Source organism: Thioclava indica (assembly GCF_000714545.1).
GTDB lineage: Bacteria > Pseudomonadota > Alphaproteobacteria > Rhodobacterales > Rhodobacteraceae > Thioclava > Thioclava indica.
In genome coordinates this window covers 1-18,161 of the sequence record NZ_AUNB01000062.1, presented here as the reverse complement: position 1 = coordinate 18,161, position 18,161 = coordinate 1, and the positions used below count along the sequence as shown (strand labels likewise).

At 58.8% G+C, this 18,161-nt stretch carries 21 protein-coding genes and 1 tRNA gene; 18 read left to right on the top strand and 4 right to left on the bottom strand.

Going from position 1 to position 18,161, the window contains the following annotated elements; translation table 11 throughout:
* Positions 1-45 precede the first annotated feature (45 nt).
* From DT23_RS15125 to DT23_RS15075, 11 genes are all read left to right on the top strand, one after another.
* The gene (locus DT23_RS15125; protein ID WP_038132744.1) at positions 46-600 is read left to right on the top strand and encodes a shikimate kinase; all 555 of its coding nucleotides are present in this window, start codon (positions 46-48) and stop codon (positions 598-600) included.
* Complete coding sequence (gene aroB, locus DT23_RS15120) at positions 593-1,705, top strand: 3-dehydroquinate synthase (protein WP_038132551.1); 1,113 nt, start codon at positions 593-595, stop codon at positions 1,703-1,705. The genes DT23_RS15125 and aroB overlap by 8 nt, the downstream gene beginning before the upstream one ends.
* Before the next feature lie 100 nt (positions 1,706-1,805).
* Positions 1,806-1,882 (top strand) — tRNA-Arg (locus DT23_RS15115).
* Positions 1,883-2,056: 174 nt separating this feature from the next.
* On the top strand, positions 2,057-2,245 hold the full coding sequence (locus DT23_RS15110) for a hypothetical protein (RefSeq protein WP_038132549.1): 189 nt from the start codon (positions 2,057-2,059) through the stop codon (positions 2,243-2,245).
* A gap of 343 nt (positions 2,246-2,588) precedes the next feature.
* Entirely contained in the window at positions 2,589-3,347 is a 759-nt protein-coding gene (locus tag DT23_RS15105; RefSeq protein WP_240473635.1) for an energy-coupling factor ABC transporter ATP-binding protein, read from the top strand.
* Positions 3,322-3,936, top strand: a complete 615-nt coding sequence (locus tag DT23_RS15100) for an energy-coupling factor transporter transmembrane component T family protein (protein WP_038132545.1) — start codon at positions 3,322-3,324, stop codon at positions 3,934-3,936. Before DT23_RS15105 ends, DT23_RS15100 begins: the two co-directional genes overlap by 26 nt.
* A gap of 2 nt (positions 3,937-3,938) precedes the next feature.
* Complete coding sequence (locus DT23_RS15095) at positions 3,939-4,490, top strand: biotin transporter BioY (protein ID WP_038132543.1); 552 nt, start codon at positions 3,939-3,941, stop codon at positions 4,488-4,490.
* A 612-nt stretch (positions 4,491-5,102) separates the two neighbouring features.
* Positions 5,103-5,921: a transporter substrate-binding domain-containing protein gene (locus tag DT23_RS15090; protein ID WP_051697344.1), complete on the top strand. Its 819-nt coding sequence runs from the start codon at positions 5,103-5,105 to the stop codon at positions 5,919-5,921.
* Positions 5,922-6,028: 107 nt separating this feature from the next.
* Positions 6,029-6,697: an amino acid ABC transporter permease gene (locus DT23_RS15085; protein ID WP_038132740.1), complete on the top strand. Its 669-nt coding sequence runs from the start codon at positions 6,029-6,031 to the stop codon at positions 6,695-6,697.
* A complete protein-coding gene (locus tag DT23_RS15080; protein ID WP_038132541.1) occupies positions 6,684-7,406 on the top strand; it encodes an amino acid ABC transporter ATP-binding protein in 723 nt (240 codons plus the stop codon). Before DT23_RS15085 ends, DT23_RS15080 begins: the two co-directional genes overlap by 14 nt.
* A gap of 97 nt (positions 7,407-7,503) precedes the next feature.
* Positions 7,504-7,683, top strand: a complete 180-nt coding sequence (locus DT23_RS15075; RefSeq protein ID WP_038132539.1) for a hypothetical protein — start codon at positions 7,504-7,506, stop codon at positions 7,681-7,683.
* Positions 7,684-7,768: 85 nt separating this feature from the next.
* Here DT23_RS15075 and DT23_RS15070 read toward each other — a convergent pair whose 3' ends face one another.
* From DT23_RS15070 to DT23_RS15055, 4 genes are all read right to left on the bottom strand, one after another.
* The gene (locus DT23_RS15070) at positions 7,769-8,470 is read right to left on the bottom strand and encodes a Crp/Fnr family transcriptional regulator (RefSeq protein ID WP_038132535.1); all 702 of its coding nucleotides are present in this window, start codon (positions 8,468-8,470) and stop codon (positions 7,769-7,771) included.
* 123 nt (positions 8,471-8,593) lie between these two features.
* Positions 8,594-10,015, bottom strand: a complete 1,422-nt coding sequence (locus DT23_RS15065; protein WP_162177266.1) for a dihydrolipoyl dehydrogenase family protein — start codon at positions 10,013-10,015, stop codon at positions 8,594-8,596.
* A gap of 66 nt (positions 10,016-10,081) precedes the next feature.
* Entirely contained in the window at positions 10,082-11,485 is a 1,404-nt protein-coding gene (gad, locus tag DT23_RS15060) for a glutamate decarboxylase (RefSeq protein WP_038132533.1), read from the bottom strand.
* A 70-nt stretch (positions 11,486-11,555) separates the two neighbouring features.
* Positions 11,556-12,935, bottom strand: coding sequence for an amino acid permease (locus DT23_RS15055; RefSeq protein ID WP_205618256.1), 1,380 nt, complete (start codon positions 12,933-12,935; stop codon positions 11,556-11,558).
* Positions 12,936-13,252: 317 nt separating this feature from the next.
* On the opposite strand from DT23_RS15055, the gene DT23_RS15050 reads away from it, so the two are divergent.
* The 7 genes from DT23_RS15050 to DT23_RS15020 form a co-directional block, all read left to right on the top strand.
* Positions 13,253-13,564, top strand: coding sequence for a TSUP family transporter (locus tag DT23_RS15050; RefSeq protein WP_051697343.1), 312 nt, complete (start codon positions 13,253-13,255; stop codon positions 13,562-13,564).
* Positions 13,533-13,757, top strand: coding sequence for a TraR/DksA C4-type zinc finger protein (locus DT23_RS15045; protein ID WP_038132532.1), 225 nt, complete (start codon positions 13,533-13,535; stop codon positions 13,755-13,757). The genes DT23_RS15050 and DT23_RS15045 overlap by 32 nt, the downstream gene beginning before the upstream one ends.
* 199 nt (positions 13,758-13,956) lie before the next feature.
* Entirely contained in the window at positions 13,957-15,582 is a 1,626-nt protein-coding gene (locus DT23_RS15040) for a cytochrome ubiquinol oxidase subunit I (RefSeq protein WP_051697342.1), read from the top strand.
* Positions 15,583-15,597: 15 nt separating this feature from the next.
* Positions 15,598-16,746, top strand: coding sequence for a cytochrome d ubiquinol oxidase subunit II (cydB, locus tag DT23_RS15035; RefSeq protein WP_038132531.1), 1,149 nt, complete (start codon positions 15,598-15,600; stop codon positions 16,744-16,746).
* 13 nt (positions 16,747-16,759) lie between these two features.
* A complete protein-coding gene (locus tag DT23_RS15030) occupies positions 16,760-16,990 on the top strand; it encodes a hypothetical protein (protein ID WP_205618255.1) in 231 nt (76 codons plus the stop codon).
* Positions 16,991-17,480: 490 nt separating this feature from the next.
* Positions 17,481-17,945, top strand: coding sequence for a hypothetical protein (locus DT23_RS15025; RefSeq protein WP_038132529.1), 465 nt, complete (start codon positions 17,481-17,483; stop codon positions 17,943-17,945).
* Between the two features lie 3 nt (positions 17,946-17,948).
* A partial coding sequence (locus DT23_RS15020; RefSeq protein ID WP_038132527.1) for a poly-beta-hydroxybutyrate polymerase N-terminal domain-containing protein occupies positions 17,949-18,161 on the top strand: 213 nt, incomplete at its 3' end.

The following is an 18,161-nucleotide window of genomic DNA, read 5'->3' as shown; positions in this document are numbered from 1 at the left end:
TGGGATTGACACGAAGGAGCGGCCGTGGCGGCAGATCAGCAAGGCATGAACGACACGTTAAGTCGTTCCATCGTGCTTGTGGGCATGATGGGCTCGGGCAAAACCGCCGTGGGCACGGCGGTTGCGCGGCTGCTAAATGTGCCGTTTCTCGACAGCGATCACGAAATCGAGCGCGCGGCGCAAATGAGCGTCGCCGAGGTTTTTGCCCGTGATGGCGAGGCGTTTTTCCGTGCCCGCGAATCAGAGGTTCTGGAACGCTTGTTGATGGGGCCGCCCGGCGTTATCTCGACCGGGGGCGGGGCGTTTCTCGCGCAAGGGAACCGCGATTTGATCGCCCGCCTTGGTGTTTCGGTCTGGCTGCGCGCCGATCTGAACCTGCTGTGGAACCGGGTACGCCATAAAAACACGCGCCCGTTGTTGCGCACCGCTGACCCCAAAGCCACGCTGGCCGCCCTGCTTGAGGCGCGCGAGCCGTACTATTGCAAGGCGCAGATAGCGGTAGAGGCCGCGCCTTCGCTGTCGATCGCCGCGATGGCGCAAAAGGTCGTGCGCGAACTGCACGCCGTTGACGGGCTTTTTGAGGAGAGAGATGATGCGTGAGGTAGTGCCGGTCAGTTTGGGCGCGCGGTCTTATGAGGTGCGCATCGGCACCGGTTTGTTGGCCAATGCCGGGGCCGAGATCGCGCCCTTGCTGCGCCGCCCTCGGGTCGCGGTGGTCGCTGATGAGACCGTGGCTGATCTGCATCTTGAAACGCTGCGCGCCGGGCTTGGCGATATTGAGATGGTCGTGCTGCGTTTGCCCCCCGGCGAGGGCACAAAAAGCTGGCCACAATTCACCCGCACCGTCGAATGGCTGCTGGAGCAAAAGGTCGAGCGGCGCGATATCGTAATCGCTTTTGGCGGCGGGGTGATCGGCGATCTGGTGGGGTTTGCCGCCGCCGTGCTGCGCCGGGGCGTGCGGTTTGTGCAGATCCCGACCAGCCTGCTGGCGCAGGTCGACAGCTCGGTTGGCGGAAAGACCGGCATCAACGCGCCGCAAGGCAAAAACCTGATCGGCGCGTTTCACCAGCCTAGCCTCGTTCTGGCCGATCTTGAGGTGCTGGGCACGCTGAAGCCGCGCGATTTTCTCGCAGGCTATGGCGAGGTCGTGAAATACGGGCTGCTCGGCGATGCGGCGTTCTTCGATTGGCTTGAGGCCAACGCCCCCGCGATGGCGGCGGGCGATATGGCGGGGCGGATGCATGCGGTCAAACGCTCGGTGCAGATGAAGGCCGATATCGTGGCGCGCGATGAAACCGAGCAGGGGGATCGCGCGCTGCTCAACCTTGGACACACGTTCTGCCACGCGCTTGAGGCCGCGACGGGCTACGGGGACCGGCTGTTGCATGGTGAGGGTGTGGCGATTGGTTGCGCGCTGGCATTCGAGCTGTCGCAACGCCTTGGCTTGTGTTCGCAAGAGGCCCCCAGCCGCGTGCGCGCCCATCTGCGCGCGATGGGAATGAAGGTCGATCTGTGCGACATTGAGGGCGATCTGCCCGATACGGACGCGCTGATTGATCTGATGGCGCAAGATAAGAAGGTCGAGGATGGCAAGCTGCGCTTTATCCTTGCGCGCGCGATCGGGGATAGTTTCGTCAGTTCGGATGTGCCGCGCGATGTGCTGGCGGGCGTTCTGGAGGACGCGCTGGCCACGCGGCGCGCCTAAGATTTGGCGTTGCGGCGCACGCATCGCTGCACTATATCCGCGCTCAGATAGACGTCATCTGGGTTGAAATCTGGGATTTCCAGAGATAGCACAGAAACATGGTCCCGTAGCTCAGCTGGATAGAGTGTTCGCCTCCGAAGCGAAAGGTCGCGCGTTCGAATCGCGCCGGGACCACCATGCCCTTCCTGATCCCCCTCAAGCCGTAATTGGCGAGTTGCACGCTGTTTGATCTGCGTTACGACGTTTGCGTTTTGGGTGCGTTTGCGCTTGTGAGGGCGGCTTTCGCGATAAATGCATATACAAATGATAGCGTATGCAATAACAAATATAGGCCCAGTGCGAGGTTGCGACATGACCGATCAGAAGAAAGCAAAGAAGAAGGCGCTGAAAGACAGTCAGTTGATTGTCCGGATCGCCGGATCAGAGCGGGACCGTTTTGTCTCGCTATGTGACACGCTCGACACCAGTGCCGCGCGTGAAATTCGACGCTTCATTCGTGGCTTTTTGAAAGAGCATGATGACCAACTCGACGGGCAATAACCCTAAACTCCAGGAGGACTCCCCATGGCGAAGAAAGCCGAAATCAAGTCGCTGAAAAAAGAAGTTAAACTGCGTAAGGAAAAAGTGGCGCGTCAGGAAGACAAACTGAAAGCCGCTAAGAAGGCGCTGAAGAAAGCCAAATGATTCCGTTGGGATTGTTGTGTGCAGGGGCTGGCCAGATTGGCCGGCCCTTTACTCTTTGGGCAAGATGCTCGCCGTTCAGCATCGCTGTTTTTACGCTACGCTCTTTATTCTCCGCGCGCAAAATGGGATGAGCTTTGCGCAGATCACATGCGGCAGCCCAACGGTGCGGGCTGCTTCAGATCGCTTTGGGAGACTGACGTTGGACCTTAGACCGGCCGAGCACATGCAAGAGGCGTTTTCGGCGCAGCTAACCCTCGTCGATACCAGCGTAGAGATCGACGCGCGGTGCGTACTGGGGCCGCTCAGCCTTGATCTGTCGTTTCGTCGTCTTGGGGTTGTCGGGCGCAACGGGTCTGGCAAATCGACGCTCGCGCGCCTCCTTGCGGGGCTGATTGCGCCTGCTGGCGGAACCTGTCGGCTTAATGGCGTTGATGTTTATACCGACCGCCGCGCGGCGCTGCGCGAGGTCGGGATCCTGTTTCAAAACCCCGATCATCAAATCATCTTTCCCACCGTCCTCGAAGAGGTGGCGTTCGGGCTGACGCAACTTGGCCGCAAAAAGGCGCAGGCCGAGCGTGACGCCCTCGCTATCCTGGCGCGGTTTGGCAAATCGGACTGGGCGCAATCGCCGGTTTCGTCGCTGTCGCATGGGCAAAAACACCTCGTGTGTCTGATGTCGATTGTCGCGATGGCACCAAAGGTTCTTGTGCTGGATGAGCCCTTCGCAGGCCTTGATTTTCCTACGAAAACGCAGCTCAGCCGCTATCTGCGCCTGTTTGACGGGGCCGTGATCCACATCTCGCATGATCCAAGTGATCTGCAAGATTGCGAGAGCGTGCTGTGGCTGGAAAAGGGTCAAATCGCGCGCTCGGGCGATACGAAAAGCGTTTTAGCGCAGTATCTTGAGGCCATGGAAACGCTGGGAGCGGGTGATGATATCTCTGACCTCTCCCGTTAGAACGCGTGCCCATGATCTGCCTGCGGCGCTCAAGCTTGGGGCGTTGCTGGTGGCGACGGTGGTGTTGGCGAGCGTGTCGAACCTGTGGTTTCATGGCGCGGTTTTTCTGGCGGTGCTGGGGCTTTATATCTTGCCCGGCAGGCTGTTTTTCAGCGTCGGAATCCGGCGACTGTTCATCCTTTGGCCTTTTGTGGCGGGCGTGCTGATCTGGCATTTCGCGATCGACGCGATGGCCGAGGGCGCTGTCATCACTCTGCGCATGGTCAGCGCTGTGGCGCTTGCCAATCTGGTGACAATGACCACGCGGCTTAGTGATATGATGGAGGTGGTGCACAAGCTGACATCGCCTTTCGCGCGGCTCGGTCTGAACTTGCGCGCGCTTGAGATTTGCCTCGCACTCGTGATCCGCATGATCCCCGTTCTGGGGCAAAAAGGGCAGTTGCTGTCGCAAAGCTGGCGCGCGCGCTCGACGCGCAAGCCGCGCTGGCGTATTGTTTTGCCGCTTGCGGTGTGCGCGCTTGATGATGCCGACCGCGTGGCCGAGGCTCTGCGTGCCCGCGGTGGCTTGATGGATGTACAGAAGGAATGAGCATGGAAAAGACCGTCGCCAATGTGGCGTTGTTTGCGGCCCTGATCGCCGTTTTGGGGATCGTGCCCAATATCACGTTGGGATTTGGCGTGCCGATAACCGCGCAAAGTCTGGGGATCATGCTATGTGGTACGATCTTGGGCGCGCGCCGGGGCGCGATGGCCGTGCTGGTGTTCCTGCTGCTCGTAGCCCTTGGCTTGCCGCTGCTGTCGGGCGGTCGCGGCGGTCTTGGAGTCTTTGTTGGGCCGACCTCGGGCTTTCTGTTTGGCTGGGTCGCTGCGGCCTTTGTCACTGGCTTGATCGTGCAGAAATGGCGCCAAGCGCCGCTGACCCTTGTGGCCAGCGTGGCCTCGATCATCGGAGGCATAGGCGTTCTCTATGCCTTTGGGATCGTCGGAATGTCCGTGGTTCTTGGCAAATCCCTAAGCGAGGCAACCCTGCTCGTCGTCGCCTTCATCCCCGGCGACATCGCCAAAGCCATCATCGCGGGCCTGCTGACCGCATCGCTTGCACGCGCCCGCCCGGCCAGTCTTTTGTCGCGACAGGGCGTGTGAACGGGCAGAGCACTGGCCGCCTGAGGCTATAACTGGCATCAGGCGTGCATTCCCTTCGCAGCGAAAGGGCAGGCGCTCAAGGTTCTCAGTCCCATCGACAGGGAAACCGTTCCGAATCGGCGAGGTCTTCAGCAGCCTGCTAAGGACCTCGCTTCGCGACGTCTAAAAGCCCTGCTGAAACCCAAAGCGATAGTTGACGTCTTTTTGAGGCTTTGTGACTGTATCCATTTGCTGCATTGCAGAAACGCGTTCAGAAACGCGGGATTGATACCTGCCACATAGTAAACCATGCCTCGCCGACGCGTATTTTTTAGCAAAGCGGCTTGGTCGGTAAAATTTTGCTCCCGAAATCTTGAGCCTAGGGTCTGCTGTCAGGCCTTTCAGCCCTCATCACGCTTAAAGTCACGATACGTTCAATTGACGCAAGGCTGCGGTCACATCATTTCGACCCATGGCTGACACGTGTTAACCAAATCGTTTTCACATCAAGCCGGAGATTGCTGGCTTTATATTTGTTTGCTGACACTGCGTCGTCATCCGAACGCAGTCGCGCATTGATGGGGCCTGTTTTTGTAAACCCGGGCTTTTGACTAAGCGCAACAGGAGATGAATATGAAACGTAGACAGCTTTTCGCACTCGCCGCCCCCTTGATTGCCAGTGCAGCGTTTTCGTTCGGAGCCACCACAGCAGCTCTCGCCGAAAGCAGCGCGCCGGTCAATATCGTGGTCGGGGCCGATACTACATTTCCGCCTTTTGAAAGCGAAGTGGATGGCAAGGTCAGCGGGTTTGACATCGATATGATCAAAAGTATCGCCAAGGCCGAAAATATGACGGTCACATTGAAAACGCTGCCCTTCAGCGGGATCATTCCCAGCCTTCAGGCCGGATCGCTGGATGCGGCTGTGGCCGGGATTACGATCAAGACCAACCGGATGAAGAACGTCGATTTCAGTGACGCTTATTACAAGTCCGGCCTGTCGATCCTGGTTAAAAAAGGATCGGATATCACCGGATTTGACACCCTGAAAGGCCATGTGGTTGCGACCAAAATGGCCACATCTTCGGTTGATTATCTGACCCAGCATGGTTTCTCGACTGACCACATCAAACAATTCCCCAACATCGACTCCGCCTATCAGGCCCTGATGACCGGCGGTGCGGATGCAGTTCTGTTTGACAATCCCGTCAACCTTAACTTCAAAAACAGCCAACCTGACGTCAAAACCGTCGGCCCGCTTCTGACGGGTGAATATTACGGTATCGCCGTCAGCAAGAAACACCCCGAACTGGTCGCCAAACTTAATGCCGGCTTGGCCAAGATCCGTGCGAATGGCGAATATAAACAGCTGTTCGTCAAGTATTTCGGCGGTGATATGAGCGGCGCCGTTGACACTGTCGAAAAGCCGGCAGCCGTCGCAGTTTCGGAATAACCACCACTAAGGTTCGCTTAAACACAGGGGTGCAGGCCGACGATTCAGGCCTGCGCCTCTCGTGTCTGGCGGTCTTGCCGTCAAAATAACAAATGAAGGATTGCTTCATGGAAACGATCTGGCAAAACCTGCCGACACTTCTTGTTGGTTTGCAATTGACGGTTCAATACGCAATTGTCGCCATCATCCTGATGGTGCTTTTCGGGCTGATTGCTGCCTTGATGCGCCTGTCTAAAATCGCGGTGTTTAGGTGGATCGCCGCCGCCTATGTCGAAATTTTCCGATCAACCCCGCTTTTGGTTCAGCTTTTCTTTATTGTCCTCGGCCTGCCCGCCATTCTACCGGTGAACGCGTGGTTCGGCCAATTGTGGTATCCCATTCTTGCCGCCGCCCTGACTCTCAGCTTGAACGAAGGCGCCTATGTCACGGAAATCATCCGGGCCGGTATTCTTGGCGTCGATCGCGGCCAAAAAGAGGCCGCCTCAAGCGTTGCGATGACCAACTTCCAATCCATGCGCTATATTATTCTGCCACAGGCGTTCAAACGCATGATCCCGCCCCTGGTCAATCAGGCGGCGCAAACGATCAAGGACACCTCGTTGCTCGCCCCGGTCGGTGTAGCGGAATTGGTTTATAAAGGCCAAATCGTGATCGCTTCGACATTTGCGTCCTTCACCATCTGGGGTTTTATCGCCGCTTTGTACTTCGTTATCATCTTCTCGGTATCGAAATTCGCATCCTACCTCGAGAGGAGGCTTCAACTTGATAAACGTTAAAAACCTGCACAAGACATTCGGCGCGCTTGAGGTCCTCAAGGGGGTGGATGCACATGTCGAAAAAAACGAAGTCGTCGTCGTCATCGGACCGTCTGGTAGCGGGAAAAGCACTTTTTTGCGGTGTTTGAACGGCCTTGAAACGGCAACCAGTGGTGAAATCGAAATCGCCGGCATGACGCTGACGGATCCGCAGACCAACATCAACAAGCTACGCCAGCACGTGGGCATGGTATTTCAGCAGTTCAACCTGTTTCACCATCTGACCATTCTGGAAAACATCACGATCGCGCCGCGTAAAGTCATGAAGGTCAAACCCGAAGAGGCTATCGAAACGGCCCGTGAATTGCTGGCGCGCGTTGGGCTGTCTGGCAAAGAAAACAACTACCCCGAACAGCTTTCAGGTGGCCAGCAGCAGCGTGTAGCGATTGCCCGCGCGTTGGCGATGAAACCTGATGTGATGCTGTTTGACGAACCCACATCTGCGCTGGATCCCGAAATGGTCAGCGGCGTGCTTGAGGCGATGAAAGCGCTGGCGCTTGATGGCATGACGATGGTTGTCGTCACGCATGAAATGGGTTTCGCGCGCGAAGTCGGACACCGCCTGATCTTCATGGACGGAGGCCAGATCGTCGAGCAGGGCAAGCCCGCAGCAATATTCAACGACCCACAACAGAAACGGACCCAGGATTTTCTGTCGATGATCCTCTAGTTCGGTTCGAGAGTGGCGTCGCTGCATCAGGCCAAAGTTTTATCCCCAAGGACACCGCGCGACGCTGCAGCGAACTCGAGGGGCAGGGCGCAGCGGCATGAACCGAAAGCTCTTGGCCGATGCGGCCGGGGGTAAACTGGCCGCGCCAGCACCCGAAGAGCCGGTGCTGCTTGGCTCCGCTATTCTGGGCGCGGTCGCGGCAGGTCTAAACCCTGATACGGGCACTACGATAGCAAAAACGTCATCTTTTGCGGCGCGCGAGGCTCCGCAGCACTGAGACCGACATCGCCGCGGCAACATCGTGTTGAAGAAGCGCATAGCGACATAGCTTATTTCCTGAGCAAACCGTCTCGGCTTTCGGATCAGTTGGTCGGCGGGATCAACGGACTCTCGGCGATTTTGCGCAACCCTGCCGGGTTCAGGATCACGACGTGGCCTTTTTCGAAAATCGCAAGCCCAGCCGTGCGAAACTGGTGAAAGGTCTGGTTGATCGTCGGGCGGGCGGCGCCGACCAGAGTGGCGAATTCGGCTTGGGTCAGATGCAGTCGGATATAGGAATGCCCGCCTCGATCATCGCCGAAATCCTCCATCAGCATCAGCAAGGTCGCGGCCAGCCGTGCCGTGACCGAGCGAAAGACAAGATCTTCAGCGCGTCGTTCAATGCGCTTGAACCGCCCTTGGATCTGTTTCGTAACGGAATAACAAAGGCTTGGAAGGGTTTGCATCAAGTCCCGAAAGAGCAACACGGGCACTTTCAGAACGATGCAGTTATCGATTGCACGGGCAAAGCTCTCGCGCGGTTGGCTATCATACGCGGCCAGCTCGCCAAAGACCTCGGCGGGTTTGACGTAGCCCAAGGTGAATTCCGTGCCCTCGCTGGACAGCCGGTAGATGCGCACAAGCCCCTGAACCAGAATGAAAACGGCATCGGGTTCGGGCATCGGCGCAAAGATCGTCTGACCATCGCGAAAATCGAGCGTAGCCGTTTGCAGATGCAGTTGCTGCCGGGCCGCGTCGGGCAGACTATCGAGCCAATCGATGCTGCTAAGGTGCCAATGGGTCAAGGGGAACTCCGCCGCGCGTTAAGCGCGATCAGAATATTGGCAGTGCGCGCAAAAGGGAATGGCGGGGAAAGAGATCGGCGTCTTTCCCCGTCTGGCAGCGAAAGAGCCGCGCTTGGATAAGGCTCAGCCTCGTGGCGGTTGGGCAAGCGCGGAGAGCGCGGTGATACCGAAGGCCTCGGTCAGGGTCGGGTGCGGATGAATGCTGGCGGCGATCTGCTCCAGCGTCAGCCCGTTGCGCACCGCCAGTGCGGCCTCGCCCATCAGGTCTGCCGCGCCTTCGGCCAGAACGTGGATGCCCAGAACGCGGTGATCGTCGTCGCGATAGACGATGCGCAACCGCCCCAGCGTCTCGCCCGTGATCTGGGCGCGCGCGTCGATGCGGTAGTCATATTCCGCCACGCTGATCTTGTCGCCGCTTGCGCGCGCTGCCTCTTCGGTCAGCCCAACCATCCCGATCTCGGGCGACGAGAAGATCACCGCGCTGTTATGCTCGGGGCGCGGGAAGGCTGCAGGCTGCCCAAGGATATGACGCGCCACCGCGTGCGCTTGTGCGGTGGCCCAATGGGCAAACATCGGGTTGCCCACGACATCGCCGATGGCAAAGAGGCCCGGCTCGTCGGTTTCCAAGGTCTCGCTGACATTGATGCCATGCGGGCCGTGTTTGACGGCCGTGGTTTCAAGACCAAGCCCTGCGACATTGGGATGACGCCCGGCCACGATCGCCACCACCTGCGCATTGACGCTGTGGTCCTTGCCATCCCGGGTGTAATGAACCTGATGGGCGTCCTCGACTCCGTCAATCTTCGTGAGTTTAACACCCGTTTCCAACGCGATGCCGAAATCGGTCAGGTGGTGCGCCAGCAGATCGGCCAAGGTCGCATCTACCGGTCCAAGAATACGCGGCGCGGCCTCAAGCACCGTGACCTTCGTGCCAAGCTGCGCGAATATCTGCGCCATTTCGATGCCAATCGGCCCGCCGCCGACCAGCACGAGGGACTCCGGCACGAAGCCGATGCTGATCAGCTTATCGGAATCGAGCACGCCGGGCAGGTCCGCGCCGGGGACGGGCAGGGGGCTGGGCACCGAGCCGGTCGACAGGATCGCGGTTTCGAATTGGACCGTGCGGATCGGTTCACCGGCGCGCTCAATCACGGCGCTGCGCGGACCGGTGAGGCGGGCCCGACCAAAGACGACTTCCAGCCTCTTCAGGCCGCTAGCCTTGGCCAGCGCGCCGCCCGAGCGTTGCGCGAGAATGCGGTGACGGCGGCTTTGCACCGTGGACCAGTTTACCTCGGGCAAGACTGAAGGCGTATTGCCAAGCCCGAACTCGCTGGCGCGCGCCGCCTCGTGGCGTCGAAACGCGGTCTCGCGGAAGATCTTTGACGGGATGCAGCCGGAAAACAAGCAGGTGCCGCCCAAGCCCTGGCCCGCCTCGACCAGCATCACGCCGCGACCCGATTGCGCCAGTGCCATCGCCGCAGGGGTGCCCCCCGGCCCGCCGCCGATAACGAGGGTTTCGACAAAGGTGTCTGCTTGCGTGTTCATGGCTTTGCGTCCTGTTTTGGCGTTCATCAAAGATGTCGCCCCGCCGCGATCCGGCGGGGCCAAAGGTCAGCGGCCGCTGTGATCGAAGCTGCCGGACTCGAACTGCGTCAGCGGCACGCCGACGGGGTGTTTCTCGAAATGCGCAAGGGCTGCGCGCATGTCCTCGATCAGCAGGTTGCCCATGTCTTCGGAAAATCCGTGGCGCACGAGGATGCGCTGAACGATCAGATCTTCGCGCTCGGGTGGCATGGCATAGGCGGGCACCAGCCAGCCGCGCGTGCGCAACCGGTCGGCAAGATCGAACAGGCTGAAACCGGGGTCGATACCGGGTTTGAAACACCACGACACCGCCGGGATACCCATCGTGCCGCCATCATGGATGAGGTCGAACATCCCCATCTGGTCAATCGCCTCGGCCAGTCGAAACGCGGTGTCGTAACAGGCCTGCTGAACCTTGCGATAGCCCTCAAAGCCCAGCCGGATCAGGTTGTAGTATTGCGCGATGATCTCTCCGCCGGGGCGTGAGAAGTTGAGCGCAAACGTTGGCATATCGCCGCCAAGATAGTTGACCTTGAAGATAAGGTCTTCGGGTAGTTCGGCGCTATCACGCCACACGACCCAACCAACCCCCAGCGGTGCCAGCCCGAATTTATGCCCCGAGGCGTTGATCGACTTGACGCGGGGCAGACGGAAATCCCACAGCAGGTCGGGCGTCACAAAGGGGGCAAGGAACCCACCCGAGGCCGCATCGACATGGATCGGAATATCGAGCCCGGTCTCGGCCTGCAACTTATCCAGCGCATCGCTGACGCCTTTCACATCCTCATATTGGCCGGTAAAGGTCACACCCAGCGTTGGCATCACGCCGATGGTGTTTTCGTCACAGCGCTTGAGAACTTCTTCGGGGCTCATCAGCAGCCGGTCGCCTTGCATCGGGATCTCGCGCAGCTCCACATCCCAATAGCGGCAGAATTTATGCCAGCAAACCTGCACCGGACCGGTCACGAGATTGGGCTTGTCGGTCGGCTTGCCAGCGGCGTGTTGCCGGTCCCGCCAGCGCCATTTCAGCGCCATGCCCGCCAGCATCGCCGCCTCGCTGGATCCGGTGGTCGAGCAGCCCATCGTGTCGGCGGCCTCGGGTGAATTCCACAGATCAGCAAGGATATGCACGCAGCGCGCCTCGATCTCGGCGGTCTGGGGATATTCATCCTTGTCGATCATGTTCTTATCGACGCTCTCGGCCATCAGCGCGCGCACCTCAGGCTCCATCCATGTGGTACAAAACGTGGCGAGGTTCTGGCGCGCATTGCCGTCCATCATCAGCTCGTCATGCACCAGCGTATAGGCGTGGCGCGGGCTGCGCTCGCTTAGTGGCAGGCGGTATTTGGGCAGCGCATGCGACAGGTCGGATGCGGCATAAACATCGTCAAGCAACGCGTCGCGAATGGTGTTTGTGTGGTGAAGTGGCACTGCAGAAGCTCCTTCATAGGGAAGTTGGGAAAGGCAGCGCGCCCGATCAACCGCGCGCGCCGGGAGGGTATCAGTTTTCCGCTGTGTTCACAGCGTGTTGAACCCATTCGGGCCGCTTGCGCGCGTGAATGAGGAAAGGTGCTGCGCCAAACACGACCAGCCCCGCAATAACCAACCCGGTATAAAGTGCGGGTGAGCCCACAGGCACTTGGCTGGGCGGAAAGAACGACACCACCAGCGCGAAAGCCACAGCTAGAAAGCCAAAGCCCGCGATCAGCCACATCCCCAGACGCCCGCCGGGGACGCGGAAGTGGCGATCCGCCTCGGGTCTGCTGTAACGCAAACGGATCGCGGCGGCATACATCATCAGATACATCAGCAGATACAGCGACACGGTCATCGCGCTGAGCAGGTAAAACGCCGCCGAAGGGTTGGGAAAGATCAGATAGAAACTTCCCAGCACCGTGACGATCAGCGCCTGAATGAGCAGGATCATTTTTGGCGCACCCGCCTTGTTGGTGGCCGCAAAGTGGGGCGGAATTTCACCGTTCTGGGCGGTTTGCAGCAAGGCCCGGCTTGGCCCGCCGATCCAGGTCACGATCTGGCCCAAGGCTCCCGCCGCGAGAAACGCCGCGACGACAGGCACCATCCAGCCAAGGTGGAACTTGTCCAGCGCGGCGTTATAGGCCTGCATGATCCCGGCGGTCAGGCTAAGGTCCTTGACCGGGAACATCGCAGCGATGGCAAGCGAGCCGAAGGTGAAGATGACAAAAACGATCATTGCCGCAAGGATCATCGCCTCGGGAAATTCGCGCGCGGGATGCTCCATTTGGGCTGCGCGCACGCCTTGCACCTCGACCCCGGCGAATAACAAAACGGTGCCTGCAAGGAAGGCGATTGAGCCAAGGCCCGAAATGTGGGGCAACCACGGGTGAACCTGTTGCGCCGTGGCAGAGGCCGTATCTGCAACGCTCGCGCTTGCCGAGATCAACTCGATAGGGTTGCCAAGCGCGATCCAGACGACAGCGAGCACCATCAGGAACAGGCCGGGCAGCACCGTGCCAAGGACGAACAGCCATTGGCTGAAGCTGCCGTAGGATTTCTCACCAAACATCGCGATGAATGTGGCCAGCCAATAGACGACAACCACCACCGAGAAATTGTAAAACGGGCTGGAGGCCAGATCGGGTTTCCCGATCACATACGCCAGCGCCCCAGCGGTGAACCCCAGCGCCACAGGATACCAGACGACGTTCTGAATCCATTGCATCCAGACGGCGGCAAGGCCCCAGGAGCTGCCAAACGCTTCCTTGACCCAAGTGTAGACGCCGCCTTTGTCTTTGGTGAACATCCCGCCCAGCTCGGCGGACACGAACGCGCCGGGGATCAGAAAGAAGAGCGTGGCAAAGCCGATGTAGAACCACATCGTCAGCCCTTCCTGGGCCATCATCGGCAAGCCCCGCAGGCTAAGAAACGGCAGCGGCAGTCATCAGGGCAACGCCCCAGACTGTGAATTTATGCGCCTTGCGTGGCGCGCCCGGTGAAGACGTCTGGGACATGCTTTGCTCCTGTTAACGGGGGATGGGACCAGCGATAGCGGCGGCCTCGACACCCCCTGATTGTGGTGTTTGCACAGACGGCGCAGTTAGCTGTCTGACAGTCCTAGTAGCAAAATCGCGAGGAGGGATGGCGGCGCATTCGCGTTTCGTTGCCCCACGCCGAAAACCCAGAATTGCTGTCTGCCAGACTTACTGCTTGGAGGTGTCCATGAATTTGCTTGTCCTGACCGGTCTTGTCATCGGGGTGCTGGCCTTCATCTTTTCGATGTTGGGACTTGGAGGCGCGATGGTCTATATCCCGGCCTTTACTTGGTTGGGCTTCGATATGAAGACCGTGGCGATCCCGACTGGTTTGTTGCTCAACGGGGTGACGGCGCTTTCTGCGGCAACCTATTACCTGCGCGCCAAAATGGTCGATATTCGTGGCTCGGTCCCGCTGATCGTGACATCGCTTATCGCGGCCCCGATCGGCGCGCTGGTAACGCCCTATGCTCCTCGAGGTCAGCAAACCGCTGGTTGAGAACCTTTTGGCAAAGCAGGACAAAGACCTGTTCACGGTGTCTGACGTGTTCGACTACCCGCTTCCTGACGCGCCTGACGCGAACTTCAATCTGGTCGTCTGCGAGTCTTGTGGCGAGGTCGTTGCTGAAAACAAGGTCCATCTCAAGGATGGCAAGGCGCTGTGTCTGCCGTGCTCTGGGTATCGGGCTTAGCGGCGCGAGCGATCCTGCATTTCGCGGCGAAAAACATCGTCGCGCCCATCACATGTCGTTCACAAGCCTGAGAGATCCGGGGCGACATTGATTTGGATCAATGATCAGCAACGCCCAAAGTTCCAACCGTAAAGGGAATGCTGCTTGGACCGCTTTTCGCGTTCCAAGCGCTGATTTACTAACTTCAGGAGAACAGCGCATGGATTATCTCGTCGTCGAGCTGTCGCGATTACAGTTCGCGTTAACGGTGCTCTATCACTTCCAGTTCGTACCGCTGACCTTGGGCCTGTCTTTCATGCTCGCTGCAATCGAGACGGTCTATGTTGTGACCGGTAAAGACGTTTATCGTCAGATGGCGAAGTTTTGGGGCAAACTCTTCCTCATCAACTTCGCGCTTGGTGTCGCCACCGGCATCACCATGGAATTCGAGTTCGGCACGAACTGGTCGCTGTATTCGCATGCGGTCGGAGACATCTTCGGCGCGCCGCTCGCGATTGAGGGGCTGATGGCGTTCTTCATGGAATCGACGTTCATCGGGTTGATGATGTTTGGCTGGAACCGGATGAGCAAATACGGCCACCTGACTGTGACTTATCTGGTTGCGCTGGGGTCCAACCTGTCGGCGTTGTGGATTCTGATCGCCAACGGCTTCATGCAGCATCCCGTCGGTGACAAGTTCAATCCCGACACGATGCGCTTCGAGTTGGCGAATTTCGCCCAAGTGGTGTTCAACTCCAAGGCGCAGGCGGAATTCGTGCATACGACCGTTGCCGGCTATGTTTCGGCGGCGATGCTGGTGATGGGGATCAGCGCGTTTTACCTGTTGCGCCAGCGCCATCGCGCGTTCGCGCTGCGCTCGTTCCGGATGGCGGCGATCTTTGGGGTGACGGCTACGATGGCTGTGATCACCTTGGGCGATGCCTCGGGGCGCACTGACTATCTGATGCAAGAAGCGAAGGTCGCCGCCATGGAAGGCATTTGGGACAATACCAAGCCGCCAGCGGCATCTTGGGACATCGTCGCCTGGCCGAACCAGAAAGAGATGAAGAACGATTTCGCGATCGGTATTCCCTATGTGCTGACGCCGCTTCTGACGCACACCATGAACGAGCCGGTCAAGGGTCTGCGCACCATCGTGGATGAGAACAAACCCAAGATTGATCGCGGCATCGACGCAGCCCTTGCGCTGAAGAAATACTCGGAAACGCAGGATGCGACCGATCTGGCCGCGTATCAGGTGAATGCGAAAGATCTGGGTTATGGCTTGCTGGCAACCGAATTTGCACCGCATTTCGATCTCAGCAATATCACCCCGGAAAATCGCCAGCAGATCATCGACAAGACCGCAAAAGCCTCGATTCCTGACGTATGGGTCGAATTCTACGCCTTCCGTGTCATGGTGGCGCTTGGCTTCTTCTTCCTCTTCCTGTGCGCATTTGGGGCCTACTACAGCCTGAACTGCAAGCTGGAGAGCCGCCGCTGGGTGTTGCGCCTGTCCATGTGGTCGATCCCGCTTCCGGTGCTCGCGACGCTTTATGGCTGGGTGACTGCCGAAGCGGGGCGTCAGCCTTGGACGGTCTATGAAAAGCTGCCGACCTTTATTTCGGCGTCGAACCATTCGGTGGGCTACATGATCTTCTCGCTTGCGGGCTTTGTGCTGCTTTACAGCTCGTTCATCGCGGTCGAGCTGTATCTGATGTTCAAATTCGCCCGCAAAGGGCCCGAAGACGATGGCGGCGACGACGCGGATATGGCGGCGCTCGGAACATCGGGTGGCGCGGGCACCATTCCCAGCGCGGCACCTGCGGCGAAGAACTGGCAGTGAACCGGAGAGAGACACATGGAAATCTACATCATACTCAAATTGATCTGGTTCGTGCTGCTGGGCGTGCTGCTGATGGGCATCGCGGTGATGGTGGGCATGGATATGGGGGTCGGCGCGTTGCTGCGCTTTGTCGGGCGAAATGACAAGGAACGCCGCGTTGCGCTGAATATCATCGGCCCGCATTGGGACGGTAACCAAGTGTGGTTCATCCTTGGCGGGGGCGCGATTTTCGCGGCCTTCCCGACACTCTATGCGACTTCGTTCTCCACCTTCTATGTGGTGATGATCCTGTTGCTGTTCTCGATGATCTTGCGCCCGGTGGCGTTTGAATATCGCTCCAAGCTCGAAGGCAGCAAATGGCGCGAAACTTGGGATTGGATGTTCCTGATCTCGGGTGCTGTGCCGATGATTATCTATGGCGCGGCGATGGGCAACGTCATGCAAGGCGTCGCCTATCATTTCGAGTGGAACGGTCAGTATGTGCTCGAGCAGTCGTTCATCTGGTATCTGCTCAACCCCTTTGCGATCCTTGCGGGCGTTTTGTCGTTGTGTCTGGCGCTACAGCAGGGGGCCGCGATGCTGATGATCCGCAGCGAAGATCCCATTTACGGTCGTGCCAAGCGTTACGGCTCGATTGCGGGGATGATAGCTGCGGTGCTGTTCGTGATCGGTGGTGTCTGGGTGTCGTTTATTCAGGGCTTCACCATCACCGGGGTCGTCGATGCTGGCGGACCCGCAACACCGTTGCACGGACCTGCCGTCGCGATGCAGGCGGGTGCGTGGCTTGATAATTACGCGGCTGTGCCTCTGCTTTGGGCAGTGCCCGCGATTGGCGTGATTTCGATGCTTGCAGCGGCGTTCCTGCTTCGGTCTGATCGCCCGATCCTTGGCTGGTGGGTGAACGCGCTGGCATGGGTGTCAACGATCGGGACGGTTGGCGTGTCGATGTTCCCGTTCCTCATGCCGTCAACCTCGAACCCGGCACAAAGCCTGACGGTCTGGAACGCCAGTGGCAGCGCGATGTCGCTTGGCTGGATGCTTGCGATGGCGCTGATCTTCGTGCCCGCGATTATCGCCTACACAGGCTGGATATACGCGTTGATGAGCGGCAAACGCCGCGTCACTGATTTTGATGAGGCCTCGGAAGAGGATGAGGCCTATTGACAGGCTCCTGCACATGAAAGGTTTGACTATGAAAGGTTTCTTCAAGTTCGTCGCATTCTCGGCCATCGCCGCGTTCTGCCTGCTGCTTGCCGTCGTCGCCAGTGATCATGGGCCATGGTATTTCGCTTGGTTGCTAGGGACGATGATGATCATTCTGCTGTCCGTCGCAGGGGGCGTGATGTTTGAAACCCAGTTCGCAGAGAAAAAAGAACTGGCCAGCCGTCAGAAGGAAAACAAAGCATGAATTTGGTCCAGATCATCTTCTTCGTGCCTCTGATATACTTGGGGTTTTACTTGATTGCCTGGCTCTATGCCCGGCGCAATTTCCCGGCTGACGGGGAGTGAGGCGGCCTCTGGTCGCAATATGATATGAATATTTTCTGTTCCCGAACGCAATTTCGGGGACGGAAACACCCGGTTGATGCGACTCTCGCCCTACGAGGATTGACGCAGACGAGATCACCAGATGCTGAGATGGCGCGCGAGACGGCAGAGGCACATTCCCGTGATGTTTCCTTTCTGTAACGCCGGGCTTATCGTGGCTACCTGAGCCCCCCCTGCGCGCGGGTCTCGCTTTGCTAACCAAGCTTCACGAATAGCTGAAGCACAGGGTCAGGTGGATGACAGCTGCCAAATCGAACACCATCTAGCCTTTGCGGGCGTGATGCTTGTGTCATTGCAGCGACGGGCGGGGCGCTTCCTCGCCAGCGAATACAGCAACAAAGGAGATACGCATGCCCGATACGCAGGATGTCTTCAAACAAGGCCTTGACCAGATGACTGCGCTGACCCGAAGCTGGTTAACCCCGCCGGGTGCCAATACGGTCGCAAGCGGAAGTGAAAGGCTGGAATATCTCACGGATTTCGCCACCGATCTGCAACGGCTTTATAGCGATGCCATTCAGCATCACATGGACCCGCTGCTGAAAAGCAACGCAGAGATTCCCAAGCATTTCGCGAAACTGACGCAAAGCCGTGATCCCAAAGACCTAGCGGATTTTCAACTGGAGCTGTTGGGGATGATGATGGAAACCGCCTCGGTGCGTGCCGAGACCTGGGGTGAGCTGGCCGACAAGGTGGGCCACCGCTATGCCGAATTCGTTCGCGAGATGGCCGGAAACCTGCAAGCGCAAGCCGATGCGAAAAATGCCACTGAGTCCGGGGCGGGCAAGCGCGCCGTAACCAAGGTGAGTAATTAAGCCATGACGAAGACAACGCCTCGCGCCAATCCGTTCGATCTGATGCTGCATGCCAGTGAGGGGCGGCTGACGGGTGGGTTGTCGCCGGCCTCGGCCGCGCTTGCCTATCTGGATTGGGCGCTGCATCTGGCCAATGCGCCGGGCAAGCGCTCTGAAATCCTGCGCGCCGCGCTTGGTCGGCAAATGGCTCTGGCGGGGTATCTCTCGGCGCTGGCG

Excerpts from the sequence above, each read along its gene's own strand:
- DT23_RS15125 (WP_038132744.1), top strand. The coding sequence starts at position 46 with ATGAACGACACGTTAAGTCGTTCCATCGTGCTTGTGGGCATGATGGGC.
- aroB (WP_038132551.1), top strand. The coding sequence starts at position 593 with ATGCGTGAGGTAGTGCCGGTCAGTTTGGGCGCGCGGTCTTATGAGGTG.
- DT23_RS15110 (WP_038132549.1), top strand. The coding sequence starts at position 2,057 with ATGACCGATCAGAAGAAAGCAAAGAAGAAGGCGCTGAAAGACAGTCAG.
- DT23_RS15100 (WP_038132545.1), top strand. The coding sequence starts at position 3,322 with ATGATATCTCTGACCTCTCCCGTTAGAACGCGTGCCCATGATCTGCCT.
- DT23_RS15095 (WP_038132543.1), top strand. The coding sequence starts at position 3,939 with ATGGAAAAGACCGTCGCCAATGTGGCGTTGTTTGCGGCCCTGATCGCC.
- DT23_RS15090 (WP_051697344.1), top strand. The coding sequence starts at position 5,103 with ATGAAACGTAGACAGCTTTTCGCACTCGCCGCCCCCTTGATTGCCAGT.
- DT23_RS15085 (WP_038132740.1), top strand. The coding sequence starts at position 6,029 with ATGGAAACGATCTGGCAAAACCTGCCGACACTTCTTGTTGGTTTGCAA.
- DT23_RS15075 (WP_038132539.1), top strand. The coding sequence starts at position 7,504 with ATGAACCGAAAGCTCTTGGCCGATGCGGCCGGGGGTAAACTGGCCGCG.
- DT23_RS15065 (WP_162177266.1), bottom strand. The coding sequence starts at position 10,015 with ATGAACACGCAAGCAGACACCTTTGTCGAAACCCTCGTTATCGGCGGC.
- DT23_RS15055 (WP_205618256.1), bottom strand. The coding sequence starts at position 12,935 with ATGATGGCCCAGGAAGGGCTGACGATGTGGTTCTACATCGGCTTTGCC.
- DT23_RS15050 (WP_051697343.1), top strand. The coding sequence starts at position 13,253 with ATGAATTTGCTTGTCCTGACCGGTCTTGTCATCGGGGTGCTGGCCTTC.
- DT23_RS15045 (WP_038132532.1), top strand. The coding sequence starts at position 13,533 with ATGCTCCTCGAGGTCAGCAAACCGCTGGTTGAGAACCTTTTGGCAAAG.
- DT23_RS15040 (WP_051697342.1), top strand. The coding sequence starts at position 13,957 with ATGGATTATCTCGTCGTCGAGCTGTCGCGATTACAGTTCGCGTTAACG.
- cydB (WP_038132531.1), top strand. The coding sequence starts at position 15,598 with ATGGAAATCTACATCATACTCAAATTGATCTGGTTCGTGCTGCTGGGC.
- DT23_RS15030 (WP_205618255.1), top strand. The coding sequence starts at position 16,760 with ATGAAAGGTTTGACTATGAAAGGTTTCTTCAAGTTCGTCGCATTCTCG.
- DT23_RS15025 (WP_038132529.1), top strand. The coding sequence starts at position 17,481 with ATGCCCGATACGCAGGATGTCTTCAAACAAGGCCTTGACCAGATGACT.